Source organism: Pseudoalteromonas sp. Cn5-37, assembly GCF_021532495.1.
In the GTDB taxonomy this organism is placed as follows: Bacteria; Pseudomonadota; Gammaproteobacteria; order Enterobacterales; family Alteromonadaceae; genus Pseudoalteromonas; species Pseudoalteromonas simplex.
Map to the genome: position 1 here is coordinate 1 of NZ_JAKGBA010000024.1, position 20,131 is coordinate 20,131.

At 40.0% G+C, this 20,131-nt stretch carries 14 protein-coding genes; 8 read left to right on the forward strand and 6 right to left on the reverse strand.

Annotated features, from left to right (window positions below; genetic code table 11):
- Positions 1-110: 110 nt before the first annotated feature.
- The gene (locus L1266_RS18005) at positions 111-767 is read right to left on the reverse strand and encodes a hypothetical protein (RefSeq protein ID WP_235378048.1); all 657 of its coding nucleotides are present in this window, start codon (positions 765-767) and stop codon (positions 111-113) included.
- 303 nt (positions 768-1,070) lie between these two features.
- Between L1266_RS18005 and L1266_RS18010 the strand changes: the two genes are divergently transcribed.
- A complete protein-coding gene (locus tag L1266_RS18010) occupies positions 1,071-1,940 on the forward strand; it encodes an ABC transporter ATP-binding protein (protein WP_235378049.1) in 870 nt (289 codons plus the stop codon).
- Between the two features lie 50 nt (positions 1,941-1,990).
- Positions 1,991-5,086, forward strand: coding sequence for a M1 family aminopeptidase (locus L1266_RS18015; RefSeq protein ID WP_235378050.1), 3,096 nt, complete (start codon positions 1,991-1,993; stop codon positions 5,084-5,086).
- 77 nt (positions 5,087-5,163) lie between these two features.
- Here the strand turns inward: L1266_RS18015 and L1266_RS18020 are convergent, their stop codons facing one another.
- Positions 5,164-7,422 (reverse strand): TonB-dependent receptor, encoded by a 2,259-nt coding sequence (locus L1266_RS18020; protein WP_235378051.1) that lies wholly within the window; start codon positions 7,420-7,422, stop codon positions 5,164-5,166.
- A gap of 256 nt (positions 7,423-7,678) precedes the next feature.
- On the opposite strand from L1266_RS18020, the gene L1266_RS18025 reads away from it, so the two are divergent.
- The 4 genes from L1266_RS18025 to L1266_RS18040 all read left to right on the forward strand — a co-directional run bounded on the left by L1266_RS18025 (position 7,679) and on the right by L1266_RS18040 (position 12,417).
- Entirely contained in the window at positions 7,679-8,683 is a 1,005-nt protein-coding gene (locus L1266_RS18025) for a LacI family DNA-binding transcriptional regulator (protein WP_054554018.1), read from the forward strand.
- A 104-nt stretch (positions 8,684-8,787) separates the two neighbouring features.
- Positions 8,788-10,044 (forward strand): MFS transporter, encoded by a 1,257-nt coding sequence (locus tag L1266_RS18030; RefSeq protein WP_054554017.1) that lies wholly within the window; start codon positions 8,788-8,790, stop codon positions 10,042-10,044.
- 2 nt (positions 10,045-10,046) lie between these two features.
- Positions 10,047-11,555, forward strand: coding sequence for a trehalase family glycosidase (locus L1266_RS18035; RefSeq protein ID WP_138599239.1), 1,509 nt, complete (start codon positions 10,047-10,049; stop codon positions 11,553-11,555).
- A 163-nt stretch (positions 11,556-11,718) separates the two neighbouring features.
- Entirely contained in the window at positions 11,719-12,417 is a 699-nt protein-coding gene (locus L1266_RS18040) for a helix-turn-helix transcriptional regulator (RefSeq protein ID WP_054554015.1), read from the forward strand.
- A gap of 149 nt (positions 12,418-12,566) precedes the next feature.
- Here L1266_RS18040 and L1266_RS18045 read toward each other — a convergent pair whose 3' ends face one another.
- From L1266_RS18045 to L1266_RS18060, 4 genes are read right to left on the reverse strand one after another with little or no spacing between them, the layout of a single operon-like run.
- The gene (locus L1266_RS18045) at positions 12,567-13,340 is read right to left on the reverse strand and encodes a CsgG/HfaB family protein (RefSeq protein ID WP_054554014.1); all 774 of its coding nucleotides are present in this window, start codon (positions 13,338-13,340) and stop codon (positions 12,567-12,569) included.
- Positions 13,340-13,765 (reverse strand): curli assembly protein CsgF, encoded by a 426-nt coding sequence (locus tag L1266_RS18050; protein ID WP_054554013.1) that lies wholly within the window; start codon positions 13,763-13,765, stop codon positions 13,340-13,342. The genes L1266_RS18045 and L1266_RS18050 overlap by 1 nt, the downstream gene beginning before the upstream one ends.
- Complete coding sequence (locus tag L1266_RS18055; protein ID WP_054554012.1) at positions 13,755-14,147, reverse strand: curli production assembly/transport protein CsgE; 393 nt, start codon at positions 14,145-14,147, stop codon at positions 13,755-13,757. Before L1266_RS18055 ends, L1266_RS18050 begins: the two co-directional genes overlap by 11 nt.
- Before the next feature lie 36 nt (positions 14,148-14,183).
- Positions 14,184-15,698 (reverse strand): curlin, encoded by a 1,515-nt coding sequence (locus L1266_RS18060; RefSeq protein ID WP_235378052.1) that lies wholly within the window; start codon positions 15,696-15,698, stop codon positions 14,184-14,186.
- Between the two features lie 556 nt (positions 15,699-16,254).
- Here L1266_RS18060 and L1266_RS18065 point away from each other — a divergent pair.
- Together L1266_RS18065 and L1266_RS18070 are read left to right on the forward strand one after the other, a co-directional pair.
- Complete coding sequence (locus L1266_RS18065) at positions 16,255-18,753, forward strand: S8 family serine peptidase (RefSeq protein ID WP_235378053.1); 2,499 nt, start codon at positions 16,255-16,257, stop codon at positions 18,751-18,753.
- Between the two features lie 134 nt (positions 18,754-18,887).
- A complete protein-coding gene (locus L1266_RS18070; RefSeq protein WP_235378054.1) occupies positions 18,888-19,853 on the forward strand; it encodes an MFS transporter in 966 nt (321 codons plus the stop codon).
- Positions 19,854-20,131: the final 278 nt, after the last annotated feature.

Consider the following 20,131-nt stretch of genomic DNA (forward strand, 5'->3'; position numbering starts at 1 on the left):
AACGAGGGCTTGATTATAGTGAGACCAGTTTGTGATTTTGCTCATTGTTGTTGCACGGGCTAGTAGGATATAGATGATCTGATCACAGGCTGGCAAGATAGTTCAAACTTTTAGGAAACAACGCCACGATTAAATAAAAAAGTGCCGTGTACAATAATTGCGTAGACCAAAAGCTGAGAAAAATACCAAATAAATTGATTATAGTTTGTAAGTAGCTTTTGAGTATCAAATATCAATGCAAAGGGTTGATTTAGCAAAGGTTCGTTATGGCTGTTGAGTATGCCAGCCATGACAAAGGCCCAGCCAAAACATATAACAAAAACAACTTTATTTAATGTAAACAAAGAGCTCATCCAACTGGTTAATTTGGATTTTTGGTTCTTCTTAAAGCGTTGGGATGAAAGCCAAAGTAAACTTGCTAGACTGCATAGTAACCAACATTGCTCTTGTAAGTAGTGCCATTTATCATAAGGTGGCAAGCTGTTGCTTAACAGATAAATGAGTATTGGGTAACCAATAAACCCAGATAACCACCATTTTGAAGCCTGCTTTGAAGAATGCTGTGATGCCATCCAGTGAGCGATTAAGAAAGGGATACACTCAAATATTAGCTGTAAATTTACTGTTAGATAAGTACTGGGTGAATCAATTCTCAGCGAAAGATAGCGAATATGACTTTCAAGTAGTATCGCAGCGATTAATGGTAGTAGAGCAACCATGTTTTTTGTGTTTTTAGGTGATGATAGATAGCTAATAGCTGCCAGCAAAATCTACTCCGTTCAGTTTTTATTTTTGCAACGTACACTGTTGTTTTTTCGAACATTTATATATTACCCTAATTTCTAAATAATGTGGAAACTGAGGGAGTAATACTCTGATTAAGCGTTATAATGGATTTAGCTTAACGTTTTTATTTCTTTATTCATCCACATCTTGATGAAAGTTCTTTTTTTGATGACGAAATAAGAATTTTTGCTTTCATCATCAAACTTGACTCATTGATCATTACTTCGTAGCAGCGAGCTTTGCCATTCCTTAATCTAGATTTGTGCTAATTAAGGAGCCAATAAATGCTAACACTTGAGCATATTTCGAAAACATACCCTGATGGAACTCAAGCACTTAACGATATAACCATTGAGTTACCCAGCGGCATGGTAGGGTTGCTGGGGCCAAATGGCGCTGGCAAGTCTAGTTTGATGAGAACTCTTGCATGCCTGCAAACTATTAATTCTGGCCGTATACAGTTTAGTGGCTTAGATATATTAAAAGACTCTGACAAGTTACGTAAGCAACTTGGTTATCTACCACAACAATTTGGTGTTTACCCACATATGGGATGTAGAGCATTACTTGAACACATCGCCATATTAAAAGGGCTTGAATCTAAAAAGACAAAGCAACAGATTGATGACCTGCTTACTGCATTAAATTTAACTCAGCATGCAAATAAAAGAGTCAGTCACTTTTCTGGGGGAATGAAACAACGCTTTGGTATTGCTCAAGCATTGTTGGGTGATCCTAAATTAATCATTTTAGATGAGCCTACTGCTGGGCTTGACCCGGCAGAGCGAGAGAGTCTCAATAACTTATTAGTTTCAATGAGTAAGAATCGACTGATTTTGCTTTCAACACACATTGTGGAAGACATAGAAAACCAATGTCACTTTGTGGCGATGATTAAAGGTGGTCAACTGATCCAAAGTGGCCATATCGATACCTTAGTAAACCAACTCAAAGGTAAAGTATGGGTATTAAAAACTTTGCCACGCGCACTGCCCAAAGATGCTTTAGTACTGAGCCAAAGTTATCGATATGGTGAGCCCGTCTTTCGAGTTTATGCCGCAGAGCGCCCAACTACAGGGGCTGTTTTGGCGGCAGAATCATTACAAGATAAGTACTTCTTTGAACTAAAATCTCGAAGAGGTGAATTATTCTAATAATCAATGAGTTAAAGTATCTTTTTCGTCAACCAATAGTTTGGGTATGCTTGCTTATTGCGTCAAGTTTTGCATTTTCACTTTCTTCAGGGCTTGCAACAAGTAATGTTGACCCATTACAGCAGTATCAATTGCATTTAGTGTCATTACACATGATGCAATTGGCTTTATTGGTTGGAGCATTATCGCCAGCAATTTTCTTACGTGACCACCTCTTTCATATGGACGAAATTATTGCTGTTGCATCAGTAAGTTCAAAACAAAAAAACTATATTCGAATAGGTGGTTTTGTAAGTCTATTAATGATGGTTTCATTAAGCAGTACGTTGGTTATGAGTTACGTACATTTTCAAAATAATGGATTTAGTTGGCAAATACTTGGTTATACAGTTTTTTATAGTGGTTTTGTTCTACTCATAAACTGTTTTTTACTTATTGCTTTGGCATTTTGGCTTTGTCAAAGGTTTCGAAGCTCAATGATTATCTACGCCGCTTTTGCAAGTGTTTGGATTGCTTATTTGTTCGCTGCGAGTATAACGGGTAATCCAATTTTGGCAGGAAGTAGTGTACTAAACGAAACGTTTTATCAGTTATTTATTTGGTTAGACCCATTTGCTTATACAACGGTAATAGCAAGTTTTAGCGAGTCACAAAATACGCCTTTTTATACTAATCGCTTTATTTGTTTTACTCTAGCAATTGTAATTTTTACTCATGCTGTTGGCTCGCACCCCCAAGTATATGCAAGGACAAAGCAACCCAAACAACAATGTATTGAGTCTGACCTTAGGCCTTACACTCAATTTCAAACGGTAAAGCCTACATTTCGTCAAAGCTCGATTCTATTCGAGCTATATAAAGCTGCAATTTTAAATATATTAAAACAACCTATAACTCTTATTCTGTTACTTTTATGGCTAGGGTTAGTGTTCAATAGTGTTGCATCTTCTTCTCAGTATGCAGAACCAATGAGTGTTATTAAAGCAACTAGCATTGATGCTGTTAATCAATATGCCTTTGATATGTATATATTGCTCGGTTGTTTACTGATGGCTCTATGGAGTTGGCAACTTAGTTGTCATGCTAGGCACTATAAAATAGCAGAGATAATTGCGGCAGCGCCTATTAAGACTGCTTCGATTTTGCATAGCCAATTATTGGCAATAGTGAGTTTGGTGTTTGTTTTTTCGTTAATAGGTTTTGTTGGTGCATCGTTAGCTGAACTTTTTATTGGCAGTGACTTTGACGCTTATCACGCTATTTATACCTTAGCTTTAATGGGACTGCCGCTAGCTATTATTGCTTCGATATTTGTATGTATTTTTAATTTATTGCGCTCAGAGCTTGTTGCTTCTTTAGTGGTGTTTGCCATTTTGTTACTTAAATTTACCCCAGTAATGACTTATTTGGGGCTAACACACACGTTTTGGAGTGTAGCTTGGACACCATTGCAGCCGGCTAATGAATTTTGGGGATATCGAGCAAGTTTAAGTAGTTACTGGCCTTATGTCCGCGCGTGGCTAGTATTATTACTTAGTGTTGTGCTTGTTAGTCAGGCTTTTAATCACCGCGGGACAGGAATGGGCAGTAGGGCACTTAAAAATAAAGATGCTTGGCTGTTAATACCTGCAGTTTTGGCTATCAATTTATTTTGGCAGCTACATACTAATTTAATTTCAGAAAAGCCATTAAGTAACTCTTATAAACGAGAAACATTTAAAGCAAATTATGAAAAAATGTTTGCTGATTGGAAACATAAAGCTCAGCCAAAAGTGAGTCATATCGATGCAGAAATAGATTTCTATCCTTATAAGCAGTCAGCCCAATTTAACTTAACCTACTCATTTACTAACCCTCACAAAAAACCAATAAAACAGGTATTGATAGGTCGTGCAGGCTTCTATCAATGGGCAGATATTAAAATAGAAGGAGCTGAGGAAGTCGCATTTTATCCATCAATGAACCAAGCTATTTACGAGTTTAAATCCGCACTTCAGCCATTCGAAACAAGGCAACTAAAAACGCAATTTGTAGTAAAGCAAGCCAATTTATGGCCTACACAAGGGCATCAAATCATAACGCCTGAATTTAGTTATATTCGTTCAGTTCCGCTATTACCGACGCTTGGGTATCAAAGAAACTATGAATTAGATGACGAGCAGTTAAGGTTAGATTATGGGCTTCCACTCTATGTTAAAACACCGCCTTCAAAGCTTTTTAATGCAACATACCAAGTACCATATAACTATGAACGCATCACCATGAAAAGCAAAGTTACCACCGCCCTAGGTTATCAGGTCGTTTCACAGGGGAAGAAAATAGCGCATATTGTTGAAGGGCAAAGAGCCGTTTTTAAATTTCAGACGACAGTGCCAATTAACAACTTACCTGCTTGGTTGTCATTTCCATTTGCAGCAACTGAGTTAATTTATGAGGGTGTGAAGTTACAGGTTTTTACTAAATCAAGTGCAACAGAAGCTAATAAAGATGCCGTAAAAGTTAACTTACAAGCTATGAGTGACACGCTTTTTTGGTTTAATAATAATCTTAATGCGTACAAAGGTTCAAAGCTCAGTTTGATCGACGCAACAGGATTTGGTGGGACAGGGTATGCATTACCTGAAATCATGTTGATTGATAATAAGGTCGGTTTTAGAGCTAAACCAAGTGAAGGCGCAGGTTTTGATCAACGCTACCGCCGTGCAGTACATGAAACGGCTCATCAATGGTTTGGTCATGATATTGGCAATAGTGTTCCTGAAGATAGCGCTTTTTTGATTGAATCATTAGCTAAGTATATAGAGCTTGTGGTGATTGAAAAACGATACGGAAAAAAGGCTGTCGATGCATTAGTCAAATATGAAACTCAGCGATATCAACAAGCTTCTCGGCTAGATATTTCGACAAAGCAAGCGTTGGTAGACTCATCAAAAAGTTACGATCAGTATTCCAAAGCTACTCTTGTATTTGCAAAACTTAGAAATGAAATTGGCGATGCTGTGATTGTGGCTGCTTTAAAATCAGTATGGCAAAAATATGCATTTCCTAACCGACCAGCAACGTCAATGGATTTTATTAGAGCGTTGCAAGAACAACTTAATGAACAAGAGAAAGACTTAATTAATAAGCTTTTTTTGGAAGTATAAATACAAAAAAGCCACAGGTTGTAAAACACTGTGGCTTGGGTATTGATTGACTTACAACCAAGGGATTTTAGGAGAGTTTAAAACTCATAACTTACGCTTAAACGCGTGGTGCGAGGCATAATATAACGGCCATTTGGTGCATCAGCATTACGAGGATCACCTTCGGTAATGCCTTGTTCATCAGTTAAGTTATCAATAGCTAACTGTATTTTAATACCTTCCATAGGCTCAACAATTAAACCTAGGTCAACTTTTTCATAGCCTTCTAATGTAACAGTATTTTCGTTGTCGCCCCAACGATCATCAACTGCTGAAATTGTGCCGTATAGAGTTGCATACATGCCGCTGACTTCAAAGTCATAGCTCGGTGTAACACGTACTTGCCATTTTGGCTGACGTTGGCTTTCGTTGCCTTCGTTGGTCGGGCTTTCTGTGATCTCAGTTTCTTGCAGTGTTGAGTTTAAGTTAACTGAGAAACCAGATTCGTGGTTATAGTTATAATCAAGCTCAATACCGTATGCTTCATTTGTTAAAATTTCAGCAGGGGCGCCTGGACGACGAACAAAAGTGTCACCTTTTACTTCATTCGTGAATAAAGTGGCATAAAAATCAGTGCTATCGGTCAAAAGCTTGTAACCGAATTCAGCCTGTGTCACTTCTTTGATTAACTTTTCGCCGCCTTGGTAAGCGCCGTAGTTATCACGAAAATCATCGAAATAAGGCATTTTATAACCACGGTTAACACGTGCAAATACACCCATATCATCATTAATTGAGTAGTTAATACCTGTTGTCCATGATGTTTTGCTTTCATCGTACTGGATAGATTTAGTAATAACCCCATCTAGGCCTTCATCTACCGTGTATTCTACTTCGTGATTTTCAAAACGAATACCTGCATCAAGTGTGAATGCATCATTGATTTTATACTGAGCTGTTGAGTAAAACGCATTGGTGCGTGCATCACCTGTCGAGTTAATATCGTAGTTCCATGCACAACCTTCAGTACTTGCATTACACTCAATGTCATTTAACATCTCACCGCCTGCTTCAAGTACATGATAAGCAGCGTTTCCTAAGCTCCACCAGTCGTTTGCTGATGTGCTTGCTGTGTAATAACCGAATGCGGCAGACAGGTCACCAAAGTCTTTAGAAAAGGCAAGATCATTAGTGAATGAACTAATTTCTTTTAATACAACCCAACGGCCAAGTTGTTGTACTGGTGTATCTGCATCATAAACAGTGCCTGTTGCTGCACCTGCTGCGGTTTCACCATTAGTTGCTACTTCACCCAATGTTGTTGCAGAGCCTGCTGGAACAAGGCCGTAGGTATTTGCATCACCTTTAGTAAAGTTAAAGCGATCTACAAACTGCCAGCCATTATCAAATTCAAGCTTGATGCTACCGCCAGACACATGACCTTTCCAACCGCGCCCTTCACCTAAGTCAATTTGATGTTCATCATTGTTAGGGCCAGTATATATAGCTGCTTGACGATTTAGAGTGCCAAGTTGTGTGTAGCCAGCATCAATACCTTCAACATTTAAAGGCGTAGGTAAGTACCACGCACCGTGATCATCGGTATGACGGCTGTATAAGTTGATGGTGCCATTGTCTAGCACCTTTGTAAGGTTAATCGTAAATTGATTGCCTTTTTCTGAGGTAAAACCTGCGTCACGAATACCAGGTGAACTCTTAACGTAACCACCTACCATGTAGTAAAAATCTTCAGAAATTTCACCACTTACCATCGCATCAATACGTTGTAGGTCATAATCAGATGTTGTGTACTTAAAAATAGCTTCGGTATCTTCGCTACCGCGCTTTAAGCGGAAGTTTGTTGTTAAACCGGGCTGACCGTTTGAAACAACTGGGTTAGGGCCACCGCGAAGTGCTTCCATTGTCTCAATTGTTTCATCAAGGCGGAAAATAGAAGAGTTTTCTAAAAATGAGAGCGTCGGAGCAGGGTAGATAGGAGAGCCATCAATGCTAATTGTTAAAAATGGTGCATCACCACCACCCGGAAAGCCACGTACAAATACGTTCGCGCCTGATTCACCACCAGAGCTTTCTACCCAAACACCAGGTACAGCTTTAAACAAGTCCGCGGTGCTTTTAGGTGAAAGTTTAACAATTTGGTCAGCATCAATATTCGTCACGGCATAACCGGCGTCAATTTTGCGAACACCTACACCACCTGGTGTACCAGATACAATAATGCGTTCTACTTTTTCTTCTGCTGCCTGTTGTGTCTGCTCTTCAGCAAAAGCAGTTTGGCCTGACATTGCTAAAAGAATTGCGGATGCAATTGCAGTTCGTGTGTGTTTTGTTGCCATAGTTTTTTCCCACTAATCTGTTGTTAAGTACACTGCATAACAAGATTTTAAAAAATTGTTAATGCTTTGCCTATTTAAACCATAGAAGTTTATGCAAACGTTTGCAAACAATTTTGTAACTGTTTTTCACAATTTTCTTGGTTTCTTCCAGTTAACTTGGTTTTGTTATTGATTTTTAATAAAAAATTTTAAGCAGTTGTTTGTTTAAAAAAATGCTATATTGTTATCCCAGTTTAAGGATTACTGTGTTACTGCCATGAACGATAAAAAATTAAAATTAGTTGATCTTGCTAAATTAGCAGGTGTATCTACCTCGACAGTGTCAAGAGCACTTAATGATAACCCTTTGATTAAACTAGAAACTAGGCAGAAGCTTCAGCGTTTAGCGAAGAAACACAACTTTAGTCTGAATACTGCTGCAAGCCGTCTTCGAACGCAAAAAACCAATGTGATTGCTGTGATGATCAATCTTGATGGTGACACAGAACAATCAATTAATGACCCTTTTTTACTGAAACTTGTTGGCGAAATTAACCTTGCACTGAATAAGCATGGCCTCGAACTTTTACTTTCTAATTCATTTATGGCAAGTGATGATTGGGTCAATTATTTCATCAACAGCCGTCGGGCTGATGGTTTGATTGTTGTCGGACAAGGTAAAAGCCAGGCGAATATTGAGGCAGCTGCAAATGCGGGTGTTCCATTGGTTGTTTGGGGCGATCCAAAAACAGAAAGTAATTACCCTATAGTTGGTAGTGATAATTACTTGGGAGGCCGTCTAGCCACTGAACGCTTACTTGAGCACGGTGCAAAAAATGTGTTGTTTTTGGGCGATCCTGCTCACGCTGAAATTGGTGAACGCTACAGAGGCTACTTAGATGCAGTTTCAAAGGCAAAAGCCACGCCAAATGTACTGTCTATCGATATCACGAGTAAAGCTGCCTATCAGGGTATAAATCAGTTACTGGTAGATAAGGGGCTTTGTTTCGATGGGATTATGGCATGTAGTGATATGGTCGCTCTTGGCGCTATGAAGGCCCTTAAAGAACGCTACATCAGTATACCAAATGATGTTGGTCTTATCGGATTTGATGACATTTCTATGGCTGATATTAGTCATCCATCACTTTCAACTATTAAGCAAAATACCCAGCGCGCCTCTATTATTTTGGTTGAAAAACTACTTGCACAACTCGCAGGCCAAAAAGTTAACTCCCAAGTTGTTGAAATTGAAATGATAAATCGACAATCTAGCAAATAGAGCTCGGTTTTTTGTGAATAAATTGTGTATTTTGTTATTGCAAACGTTTGCAAAAGAGATTCCACTCAACTAGACTGAGTAAAAATTACTTTCGGTATAGTTAAATGGCTTCATTAAGAATTACCATAGCGTTAGCAAGCAGCTATTTTGTATTTGCAATTATGCTCAATAGTGTAGGCACTGTTATTTTACAAGCAATTAATAGCCTGGACGTTAGCAAGACGGATGCCTCTGTTTTAGAGGGATTTAAGGATTTGAGCATTGCCATTATGTCTTTTTTAGTCGCTTCATTCATTCCAAGAATAGGCTACAAAATCGCGATGCTCTGTGCATTATTGTTAGTGTCGGCTCTTTGTTTATTGGTGCCAAGCATTGCTGAATTTTGGGTGCTAAAAGCATTATTTGCTGCAATTGGTTGTAGCTTCGCTGTAGTGAAAATCTCTGTTTACTCAATTATTGGTCAACTTTCTGATAACGCGAACAAACATTCGTCTTTGCTAAACACTATTGAAGGGGTGTTTATGCTTGGGGTGTTATCGGGTTACTGGATCTTTGCATTATTCATCGATGCTAATAACCCCCAAAGTAACGAATGGTTGAATGTATATTACATGCTAGCAGCGATCGTCTTAGTGACTACCTTTACTGTTTTAACAGCGCCAATTAAATCTCCTGAGTTACATAACCAGAAACAGTCACAAGTAGACGCTTTCTTAGATATGCTGAAATTAACATACCAACCCTTGGTGCTTATTTTTGTAGTTAGTGCTTTTTTATACGTTTTAATTGAACAAGGAGTGGGTACCTGGCTGCCTACCTTTAACAATCAAGTTTTAAAACTCCCCGTTGATGTCAGTATTCAGCTCGCTAGTTTATTTGCTGCAGCGTTAGCGCTTGGCCGTTTGGTTGCTGGGCAAGTACTTAGGTTTATTAGTTGGTTCAAGATGTTATTGACTTGCCTGATTACAATGGGGCTGTTGATTTTACTTGTTTTACCTCTTACTCATGATGTTGATGGCAGCCAAGTAAAAAATATTTTTGATGTGCCTTTTGCGGCATATATGTTGCCTCTAGTCGGTTTTTTTATGGCACCTATTTACCCTTTACTCAACTCAGTCATGCTGAGTTCTTTAGAAAAGCATAAACATGCTGCGATGACTGGCTTAATCGTTGTTTTCTCGGCTTTAGGGGGCACCACGGGTTCAATAATTACGGGCTTTGTGTTCGATAAGTTTAGTGGCCAGCACGCCTTTTATTTAACTTTGCTGCCAATAGTCCTGTTGTTAGTAAGTGTTTCGGCGTTTAAAAAAGCGACGCTTGTTTTAGAAAATGGTCTGACACGTCAGGCAATTAAGGAATGATTATGAACTTTGTTAATAGCCAGCTATTTAAAGATGTGCAAATGGCAGAAATTTTTGCTGATTCTAAAACATTTGCAGATGCAGTCCCCAATTTATCTTGGCAGAGTGCGAGTGAGTTATACCAATTAGTAGGTCCTCTGCAAGGTGAAAAGCTTCGTGAGTTTGTTATGTCACACTTTTCATTCGCCAACCAAGCTATACCAATGGCGAAACTCAATACGACATCGGTAAACCAGTATATACTCGATCTATGGCCGCACCTGCATCGCAGTGCCGATAGTGATTTATCAAGCTCTTTGATGCCTCTACAGTTTGACTACATTGTTCCTGGTGGACGTTTTCAAGAAATTTACTACTGGGATAGTTACTTTACAGCATTAGGCCTTGAGGACATAGGCGACCTGGCAACCATTGAAGCCATGGTTAATAATTTTATTGACTTGCAAAAGCGCAATGGCTGCATTCCAAATGGAAATAGAGTTTATTACAGCTCTCGGTCTCAGCCGCCCGTTTTAGCTTTGATGGTTACGCTATTATGGGAGGCTAAATATGAGCAACGCAAAGATTTTTCTTGGCTAGAAAATGCGATAGCGGCATTAGAAGCTGAATATCAGTTTTGGATGAAAGGGTGTGAAGAGTTAGTTGACGATAAACAAGCTACTAAGCGTGTCGTTAAAATGTCTGATGGGGCTATTTTAAATCGATATTGGGATAGCGCCCGCTCGCCACGACCAGAGTCGTTGAAAGAAGATTTGCATGATGCGCAAAATCTTTCAGCTGATCAGCAGTTGAGTTACTTTCAGAATATTCGTGCTGCCTGTGAATCAGGGTGGGATTTCAGCAGTCGCTGGCTCAGTGAGCCAAGTGATTTGAAGAGTATTGAAACAACAAATATAGTACCCATTGATTTAAATTGTTTAGTTTATAACCTCGAAAAGACCTTAGAAAGGTTTTACAGCTTAATTAACAAAGAGCATAAAAGTCGAGCAATTGCTGAATTGGCATTATTTAGACTAGAAGCAATTAATCAATATTGTTGGGACAATGATAAAGGCGTTTATAGAGACTTTAATATTCGTTTAAATAAGCAAAGTCCCATTGATTCTATGGCAATGGCTGTACCTTTATTTGTCGGTGCTGCATCTGAGCAGCAAGCTCAGCAAGTAAAAACTAAACTAATGAGTGACTTTTTAAAACCTGGAGGGTTAGTTACAACATTATCTAATACTCCTCAGCAGTGGGATAGCCCTAATGGCTGGGCACCTCTGCAATGGTTTGCTGTTAAGGGTTTGCTTGACTATGGCTTTATCAGCGAAGCCGAAGCTGTCATGAAAAATTGGTTGAGTATGATCGAAATGCGTTTTGCTGAGGATAAGTGTCTTCTTGAAAAATACAATGTATGTGAATTGGTAAGTCGTGCTGGTGGCGGTGAATACACAGTACAACAAGGGTTTGGTTGGACGAACGGCGTAACATCACGTTTTTACAAACTACTCAATGACTCACTGTAAAAGGGGAGATGTGAGTATGGTCATTTACAATTTGTTAACTCGCGCGCCTAATCATCCAAATGGATTGGTGATGTTGTAAATTACTAAAATAAAGGATTATAAATGGTTGAATCATGTATCCAAATTGGGTATTGTGAATAAAATGTTTCAAGGAAGAAATGAGATGATTCAACCAACTTCTGTTTTTCTAAAAGCACAACCAAAACTGCAAAACCGTAGTCAAAGCTATCAATATTTAATTAAGATGCTTGATGCATTCTTTGTCCGCGTCAAAGTAGATACAAGCTTACCCCAAGATGCGATGCGCGACGAATTTGATCTTTATCTGATAGATAGCACTAACACCGATTGGAAAGACCTATTACCAGCAGAATTAGTACAACTTGCTAAGCAAAACTCAGTGGTTATTTTTAATGCAGATGCTGACGCCATCTGTGAAAAGAACCTACTTTTAAATGGCATTAAAGGCGTGTTTTTTGCCGAGCAATCACCTGAAGATATTTTTTCAGGGCTTGTGAGAGTGATCAATGGTGAGTTATTTTTTAGTCGTAAAAGTATTTCTACAACCTTTAATCACATGCTTTATGCTATGTCTCGTAGTCAATTTAGTGCCAGTAATGATTCGGTAAATAACGATATTGATCTCAGCTTACTAACTAAACGCGAGAAATCAGTGATTCATCTACTTGCACAAGGCGCGAGTAATCGAGATATCGCAGAGCGTTTAAACATCAGCGATCATACGGTTAAAACCCATCTTTACAGCGCATTTAAGAAAACATCATCACGTAATCGCGTAGAACTAGCTAACTGGGCACAAAGCTACATGGCAGTGAGTTTGTCTTTACAAAATACACAGTGATTATAATCCAAAGGTGTAAGTATTGCGTTTAAAGGAGAGTGATTTTACCCAGTGCTTAGCTCTAGCATGGTTAGTAGTAGTTCTTGGTGACGAAAGTCGGCAGTTCATTTTAAGTGTGTGACGCTGTGATGTTCAGCGCCACAATTCAATTAGACCGCTTTTGCAGCCCAAATACCTTTGTTAATACCTTTTAGTACAAGATCACTTAATGCTTTTTCTATTGCTTGAGTTACGCAGATGCTCATAGGCTCGTTGTCGGTAAAACCGGCTTCTGCTTCAGCTAAACGCTTGTAACTGACATAGCGAAAGAACCCTGCGCGCATTTCTTGACTGAGCACTTTTTTGCTTGTCGCAACGGATAGCAAAACTTGGCCTGTGCGAACATCGACAGCGCGTAAATAAATTGAGATTGCATCCTCACGGTATAACTCTGATGCGCCAATCCCGAAGTATTCCATCCCAATACCGCCCGTTTTAATATTAGTATCGTAGCTGATGATACCGCCTTCTAAGATTATTTTTGCAGTCGTAAGCGGTGGCAGTTCAGGCAGTTTGTCGTTTTCGGCTTGCGCGGCACGAATAATTTTACGCTCAGTCAAAATATTTTGTAGACCTTCACGTTCTACCGGAATAAACCAATCTGATTCATGTAATGCTTGCACTAAAATAGAGTTTGCGCCTTGGGTCACTGCGGTAGAAAACGAACTGACATTAGCTTGAGGTTTGTATTGCCCAGTTTGGTCGCGAAATGAATACACAGAAACAGGAATGCTGCCCACTGGTTGTGGAAGTGCTTGCAATGCCTTAAAGGTTTCTGTTGGCTCTAGTGTACTTGCGAGTTGCTTTGTCGGTGGAATTAAATTGCCCATTGATGAACAACCCGACAAAATTACGATTAGTGTGGTTAAGATTAAACTTCTCATTATCCAAACCTCGGTACTTCAATAACTGTAATTGTTCCATCAGAAGTATTTGTTATTCTTACAGTAATAGAATCGCTAGTACTGGTAATGATCTGAATTTCATAATCACCTGTCATGAAGATAGAGTCACCGTTAAAAATACTGTCGTCGATTTCATCACCAAACGCCATATCGGTGATCTCACGAACCATGCGATTTAAATAGGTACGCTCTAATGAGTCTTGAAATTTTTCACCATAAGTTTGTTCGATTGTTGGCGCTTTATGTTTATTCTGGGATTGCGCTTTATTAAGCAGCATGCTGCCATTGAGTGGACTGCCACCAAAACTTGGATTTATAGGGGTATAAACGAGTTCAGTTGCCCAACTGTAGAGGGGGCAGAGTATTATTATTAGTGTTGTTAAGTATTTCATTTTACCATCCATTTTTTGCCATATCAGGTGATGATTGCTGCATTTTGTTACGCGCCATTGCATCCATTACGCTATACATGGCTTGTTTAACACGCTCATCTAATGGCTCTAAACGACGCCCTAGGTAGGTAACGTACACAATTTGGTTGTTCATTCTTAAAACAAGGCGAGTACCCGCTCGAGGTAATACCGTTTCTTTTATTTCGATATTAAAGCCAGCTGTTGAAGGTAAGTCGCGCCAAAGATTGGCAAACTCAAAATAAAATTGATGGCCAAATCGGCTAATGCTTCTATCGAGTACTAAACCATCAATTTCGAGATCTTCGCCATAACTAGCAGCACTTTGAGCTGCAAGCAAGATACAACATATGCGGAGAAAGTTATTTAATTTCATAGCGAAATGAGGGAGCAGGGCTCCCCCTAAATATGATTATTCTTGGGTTACAGTCGCGATATTGCCATCACCTAGCTGAGTGATAACGACCGTGCTGTTAGAGCCAATCATTGAGCCTTCTACAAGGTTAGCATTACCTTCTTGGACAACGACCAGTGAATTACCTTCACCACCTAACAAGAATGCGCCTTCACCAATGCCTGCAACAAAGTTTTCAGAACCAGTTTGGCTAATATCAACTGAATTGCTACTTCCTTCCATGATAAGGTCAATCGCATTTAGTTCACCAACTTGTGTGAAAGCAACCTGGTTATTGTTGCTATCAAGCACACTTGCAAACGTTAGTGCGGCTTCATTTAGATTACCTTCTTGGTTAATCGCAATATCATTATCATTTGAAGATAGCGATGTATCTGGATAAGAAGACTGAACCAGTACCGTGTTTTCATCACCTGCTTGTGCAATATCAACGTTATTATCGTTGCCATTGAAGTTAGCAATATGTGCACTGTTTGCATCACCAATTTGGTTTGCAACAAATTCATTATCATTGCCAATTGCACCAAGGTATACATCATTGCCGTTACCATTTTGGAATGCCGTTAGCTCGTTATCGTTGCCAATTGCATCTAAGCCAGCAGTATTCCCATCTTGCTTTTGATTAACAAGTAACGTATTGCCGTCACCAATTAATACCGCTGATTCAAAGCTATTGCTGTTGCCTTCTTGGTCTGATTTAACTTCGTTATCATTACCTGTAACTTCAGCAATTAACGCAGTGTTTGAGTCGCCATCTTGCTCAAGTTCAACTTCGTTGTAATCACCACGAACAGAAGTTAATGTTGCACTGTTAAACGCACCGGTCTGGTCAATTGTAATGTCGTTGCCATTACCGACAATTTCATCTGACGTAAAGGCGTTGAATAAGCCTTCTTGAGCTACTTCAATCGTGTTGTCATCACCAATGACAGTATTAAATGTAGCTTCATTTAATAAACCAACTTGCTCAGAGCTTACTGTGTTGCTATTACCTTCTAAATCGAAGTTGTAGAACCAGTGGCCCCCATCACCTTGGGTTACAGTAATTGTATTTTCATCACCTGTAACTGTGTTAATAGCTTCATTATTAATACCAAAGAAGCCAGCACCTTGTTGTTCAACACGAATAGCGTTGTCGTTACCTACTGTTTCAGACAGTGCGCCATTCATTGTGCCATTCTGAGTATGAGCAACATCATTGAAATCACCTGTATTATAAATAAGTGATAAGTTAGATGTTTGTGCTTGGTTAACTTGAACCATATTGCCGTCACCAATACTGACGGTTTCTGCACGTTGTCCAGTGCCTTGCTGGGTAATAACTGCTTCATTACCCACACCTGTTACAGATACTTGATCTAGAATAATTGAGTTGCTAACACCTAAAGTTGTTACCTGAGTAGCAAGCTCAGAGCTAGACTGCGCTTCGTCATCAGTATTTGCGTTAGCAGCAAAGCTTGAACCGAGTGCAAAGGTGATTGCACAGGTAAGAAGAGACTTTCTTAACTTCATGATTATTTCCTTTAAATTATTATTAATCAAAGCCCTAAAATATTATTTTTGCTTTTAGGGCCATGTACCGGCATGCCTTGCCGGATTAAATTGCGTGATATTCAAGTGTTCGCTAACAATCAGAAGTGAATGAAGCAAAATTGTTAAATGCACTGAAAAGATAAAGCAATTAACAGAAAATCACTTTAGACAGATATGGAATAATATAAAATCAGCAGTTTTTGTGGTTTTAATTAATTCTTTATTTTCATGATCTTATAATTATCTAATCAGGTTTTGATATGAGGAATTATTACAAAGCAGTAAAAAAGTTTGATAAATAACCTCGGGTAATTGACGCTCCATTTGTCACGAAAAAGGCTGATTTTTATCTGAATTTAGAATCTAAATTGGTAAAAAAGCATGGATTTTCTGCCTGTTTAATTTTTTTCCTTGCCTGTTATCTGCAATTCGCCATTTATGGGGTATGCCGCGTGATAATCATTTTCAGAAGTAATGAGCTTTGGTGGTCGAATCATGTTGATTCGGTCAGTATTACTAATTATGGATAGTAAATATGAAAACTAAATTATCTGTATTAAGCCTCGCCTTATTACCTTGTATAGGTGCTGCGCAAATCAGCACACCAGCAAAAACAACTCTCGTCGGTGCAAGTGAAGATTCTGTACTCGTTATGTATAAAAAGGGCACTTCTGCAGCAATGCGTGCTCATGCTCGTAGCTTAGTCAGAGCCACAATCAGCGATATGAATAAAGATGGTGTTGATGATAATTACTCAGCGATTTTATCTGGCCGTTTAGCTAAGTTTAAAATTGCAGGAATGAGTACAAAAGAAGCTATCAAGCGTCTACAAACTCATGCCGCCATAGAATATGTAGAACCAGATTATCGAGTCTCAATTGCAAGTGCGCCTAATGATCCAGATTTTTCATCATTGTGGGGGTTACACAATGAGGGTCAGACAGGTGGTGTAGATGATGCTGACATCGATGCGCTTGAAGCATGGTCTATCTCAACAGGTAGTCGCGATGTTGTTGTTGGTGTGATTGACACGGGTGTTGATTACAGCCATGAAGACTTAGCTGATAATGCATGGATCAACCCAGGCGAAATTCCAGGAGATGGCATCGATAACGACGGTAATGGTTATGTTGATGACGTTCACGGTATTAATGCTATCACTAACTCTGGTGATCCAATGGATGACCAAGGCCATGGTACTCACGTATCGGGTACAATTGGCGCGTCAGGTAATAACAGCACGGGTATTGTAGGTGTTAACCACGAAGTATCGATTGTAGGTTGTAAATTTTTAAGTGCAGATGGTACCGGTTCCACTTCTGACGCTATTAAATGTATTGATTACATGGTTGATCTTAAGAATCAAGGCGTAAATTTACGTGTTCTAAATAACAGTTGGGGCGGTGGTGGCTTTAGCCAAGCTCTAGCGGATGCTATCACAGCGAGTGAACAAGCTGATATCTTATTCGTTGCTGCTGCGGGTAACGATGCGGTTGATAATGACCAAAACCCTCACTATCCGTCAAACTACGAGCACGACAGCGTATTATCTGTTGCCAGCACTGATAGCAGAGATAACATGTCTAGCTTTTCACAATGGGGTTTAACCAGTGTTGATTTAGGTGCACCGGGTAGTGCTATTTTATCAACGGTACCGGGCAATGGTTATGCTAGTTATTCGGGTACTTCAATGGCAACACCACATGTTGCGGGTGCCGCAGCATTAGTGCTATCGATTAATCCTGATTTAACAGCGCTTGAACTCAAAGAGTTGCTAATGAATAGCGGTGACCAGAATGAAGCACTACAAGGTAAAACAGTGTCTGGCAATCGTTTAAATGTGAATCAGGCACTAGAACAAGCTGATCCGACTCCAAGCTTCAAAATCTCGGTTTCGCCAAGTTCACAGCAGATTACTGCTGGTGAAACGGCAACTTATACCTTTGAAATTGGCTCAATCGCCCAGTGGGAAGGTGTTGTTAGCCTAGCACTTCAAGCTGACTTAGCGGGCGCAACGCTATCGCAAACTGAGGCGGTACCTGGTGATGTAGTTACTTTAACTGTACCAACAGAAGAGGCAACAGCGTGGGGTAGCTATAGTTTTGTTGTTGATGCAACATCGGGCGAGCTAGCTAAACAAAGCAGTGCGTCATTGTTTGTTAACCCTGTTGGCTTAAATGACTTTACTTACTCAAATGAAACACCAGTGTCTATTCCAGATAACAATGACACGGGTGTTGATTCAATCATTACAGTTGCAGATGAACTGACGGTTTTCTCAACGGATGCAAGTATTGATATTGCTCATACTTACATTGGTGATTTAATCGTTACATTAACGTCGCCGCAAGGTACAACAGCTACACTACACAGCCAATCAGGTGGTGGTGCCGACGACCTAGTACAAAGCTATTCGCTAGCAAACTTTAATGGTGAAGTTGCGACAGGTGATTGGGTACTTAATGTGAAAGACGTACTGTCAGCTGATACGGGTACTTTAAACAGCTGGTCACTGACGTTTAGCGCTATTGGTGAAGTAAGCCCGCAGCCACCACAAGCTGGCTTTGCATTTGAAACATCAGGCTTAAATGTCACTTTCACTAACACCAGCACTGATAGTAACGATGATATTGTTGCTTGGGCGTGGGACTTTGGTGACGGTGCTTCTTCAACAGATGCTGACCCTATGCATAGTTACGCACAAGCGGGTAGCTATGAAGTAACGCTAACTGCGACCGATAGCGAAGGTCAAACAGATACGTTTACACAAACGGTTGTGGTATCTGATGTCGAAATTGAGCTATCTGTTAAACGTGCAAGTAAAACACGATTAGGTACGATGCGTGTTGATTTAGGTTGGCAAACAGTGGCCGATCAAGTAAGCATTTATCGTAACGGTGAACTACTTGAAACAGTCGCTGATCGTGGTTTCTACCGCGATGTACAGCGTAAGGCTGAGTTGCCAAGCTATGAGTATCAAGTATGTGTAACTGAAACGACTTGTTCTAACCCAGTAACAGTGTCCTTCGACTAACATTGTTCCACACGACAAAGCCCAGTTTCCCCGCTGGGCTTTTTTATTTGTATTACAAAATGAGTTTTCTACTACAACAATGTATAATATGCGCCCTTTAAATGTTGACTTGTCGTATTGATGTGGGGTTGTGAGTGAAAGCATTGCTGAAACAGCATGGTGTAATTTTTATTCTTCTAAGTATGCTAACCGGGTTAATGGGGGCATTCGTTAACCCATTGATGAGCTTATTTATTGTAGAAGGGCTGCGAGCACCCCCTATGTACTTAGGTGTTTATGTGGTGGCGGTCACCATTATGGGGTTAGTTATCAGTCAGTGGCTAGGTAGCATGGCTGATAAAGGCACCAGTGCGCGAAAGTTATTTATGGTGGCTGTATCAGGTATGGTGTGTGCGTTAGTGGCCTTTGCGAATGCTACTGCATTTTGGCAAGTCTTGCTCGCAGGCGTGTTGTTTCTTGCGATGGGTAATGCGGCAATTCCGCAAATGATGACCGTGGCAAGACAATGGGCTGGGCGTCAACAGAACATCGACATCACCAGTTTTAATTCCCGTTTACGTGCTGCTATTTCCTTTGCGTGGGTGGGCGGTCCGCCACTTGGTTATTTGTTAGCCGCTGGAGGCGAGTTTAGCCGCTCGTTTTACTTTGCTGCGGTGTGTGCCTTGGTTGCTCTTATTTTTGCATTTAAGTTTATTCCTGACTACAGCGCTAAGAAATCACAAAATGGCTCAGAGCCTGCAGCCGGAGCGAGTTTATCATTTTGGTTGTTGGGCTTAGCTATTATGCTTGGTTCAACGGGCAATATTATGTATTCATCGGCACTGCCGCTTTATAGCATTACTGAACTAGGATTCGCTGAACATACGCCTGGGCTGTTTATGGGTGTAGTGGCGCTGTTAGAAATTCCTATCATGCTGTATGGGGCTAAGCTTGCTAAAAAATACAGTAAAGTCGCGATGCTTGCGGTGGCATTTTGTTGTGCCATTGTATTTTATTTAGGAGTGTTTTTTGCCACTCAAGTTTGGCATTTGATCGCGTTACAAGTATTGAATGGGCTGTTTTACGGTATTTTTGCGGGGATCAGCTCCCCGAACGAATAGGGTTTACCTCAGCGTTTTACACGAACGCCATTAAACTGGGTGTTATGTGCGGGGCAGGGGCAACTGGGGTTGTTGCACAGTTTTATAGTTTTAGGTTTGCAACACTTGGCTCAATGCTAGCAGCCAGTTTGGCCCTTGGGTGCTTAATACTATTTAGTTATGTAAAACGAAATGAGCAGCAACTTAGTCAAATACAGCACCCTTTTGTTACTGTTGGTAAGAACACATAAAACGCAAAAAGCCCAGTAAACACTGGGCTAAAACGAGGGAGGAGAGTA

What these genes read in the sequence shown, in the direction of transcription:
- L1266_RS18010 (WP_235378049.1), top strand. Translation starts at nt 1,071, where the DNA reads ATGCTAACACTTGAGCATATTTCGAAAACATACCCTGATGGAACTCAA.
- L1266_RS18020 (WP_235378051.1), bottom strand. Translation starts at nt 7,422, where the DNA reads ATGGCAACAAAACACACACGAACTGCAATTGCATCCGCAATTCTTTTA.
- L1266_RS18025 (WP_054554018.1), top strand. Translation starts at nt 7,679, where the DNA reads ATGAACGATAAAAAATTAAAATTAGTTGATCTTGCTAAATTAGCAGGT.
- L1266_RS18030 (WP_054554017.1), top strand. Translation starts at nt 8,788, where the DNA reads ATGGCTTCATTAAGAATTACCATAGCGTTAGCAAGCAGCTATTTTGTA.
- L1266_RS18035 (WP_138599239.1), top strand. Translation starts at nt 10,047, where the DNA reads ATGAACTTTGTTAATAGCCAGCTATTTAAAGATGTGCAAATGGCAGAA.
- L1266_RS18040 (WP_054554015.1), top strand. Translation starts at nt 11,719, where the DNA reads ATGATTCAACCAACTTCTGTTTTTCTAAAAGCACAACCAAAACTGCAA.
- L1266_RS18045 (WP_054554014.1), bottom strand. Translation starts at nt 13,340, where the DNA reads ATGAGAAGTTTAATCTTAACCACACTAATCGTAATTTTGTCGGGTTGT.
- L1266_RS18050 (WP_054554013.1), bottom strand. Translation starts at nt 13,765, where the DNA reads ATGGATGGTAAAATGAAATACTTAACAACACTAATAATAATACTCTGC.
- L1266_RS18055 (WP_054554012.1), bottom strand. Translation starts at nt 14,147, where the DNA reads ATGAAATTAAATAACTTTCTCCGCATATGTTGTATCTTGCTTGCAGCT.
- L1266_RS18060 (WP_235378052.1), bottom strand. Translation starts at nt 15,698, where the DNA reads ATGAAGTTAAGAAAGTCTCTTCTTACCTGTGCAATCACCTTTGCACTC.
- L1266_RS18065 (WP_235378053.1), top strand. Translation starts at nt 16,255, where the DNA reads ATGAAAACTAAATTATCTGTATTAAGCCTCGCCTTATTACCTTGTATA.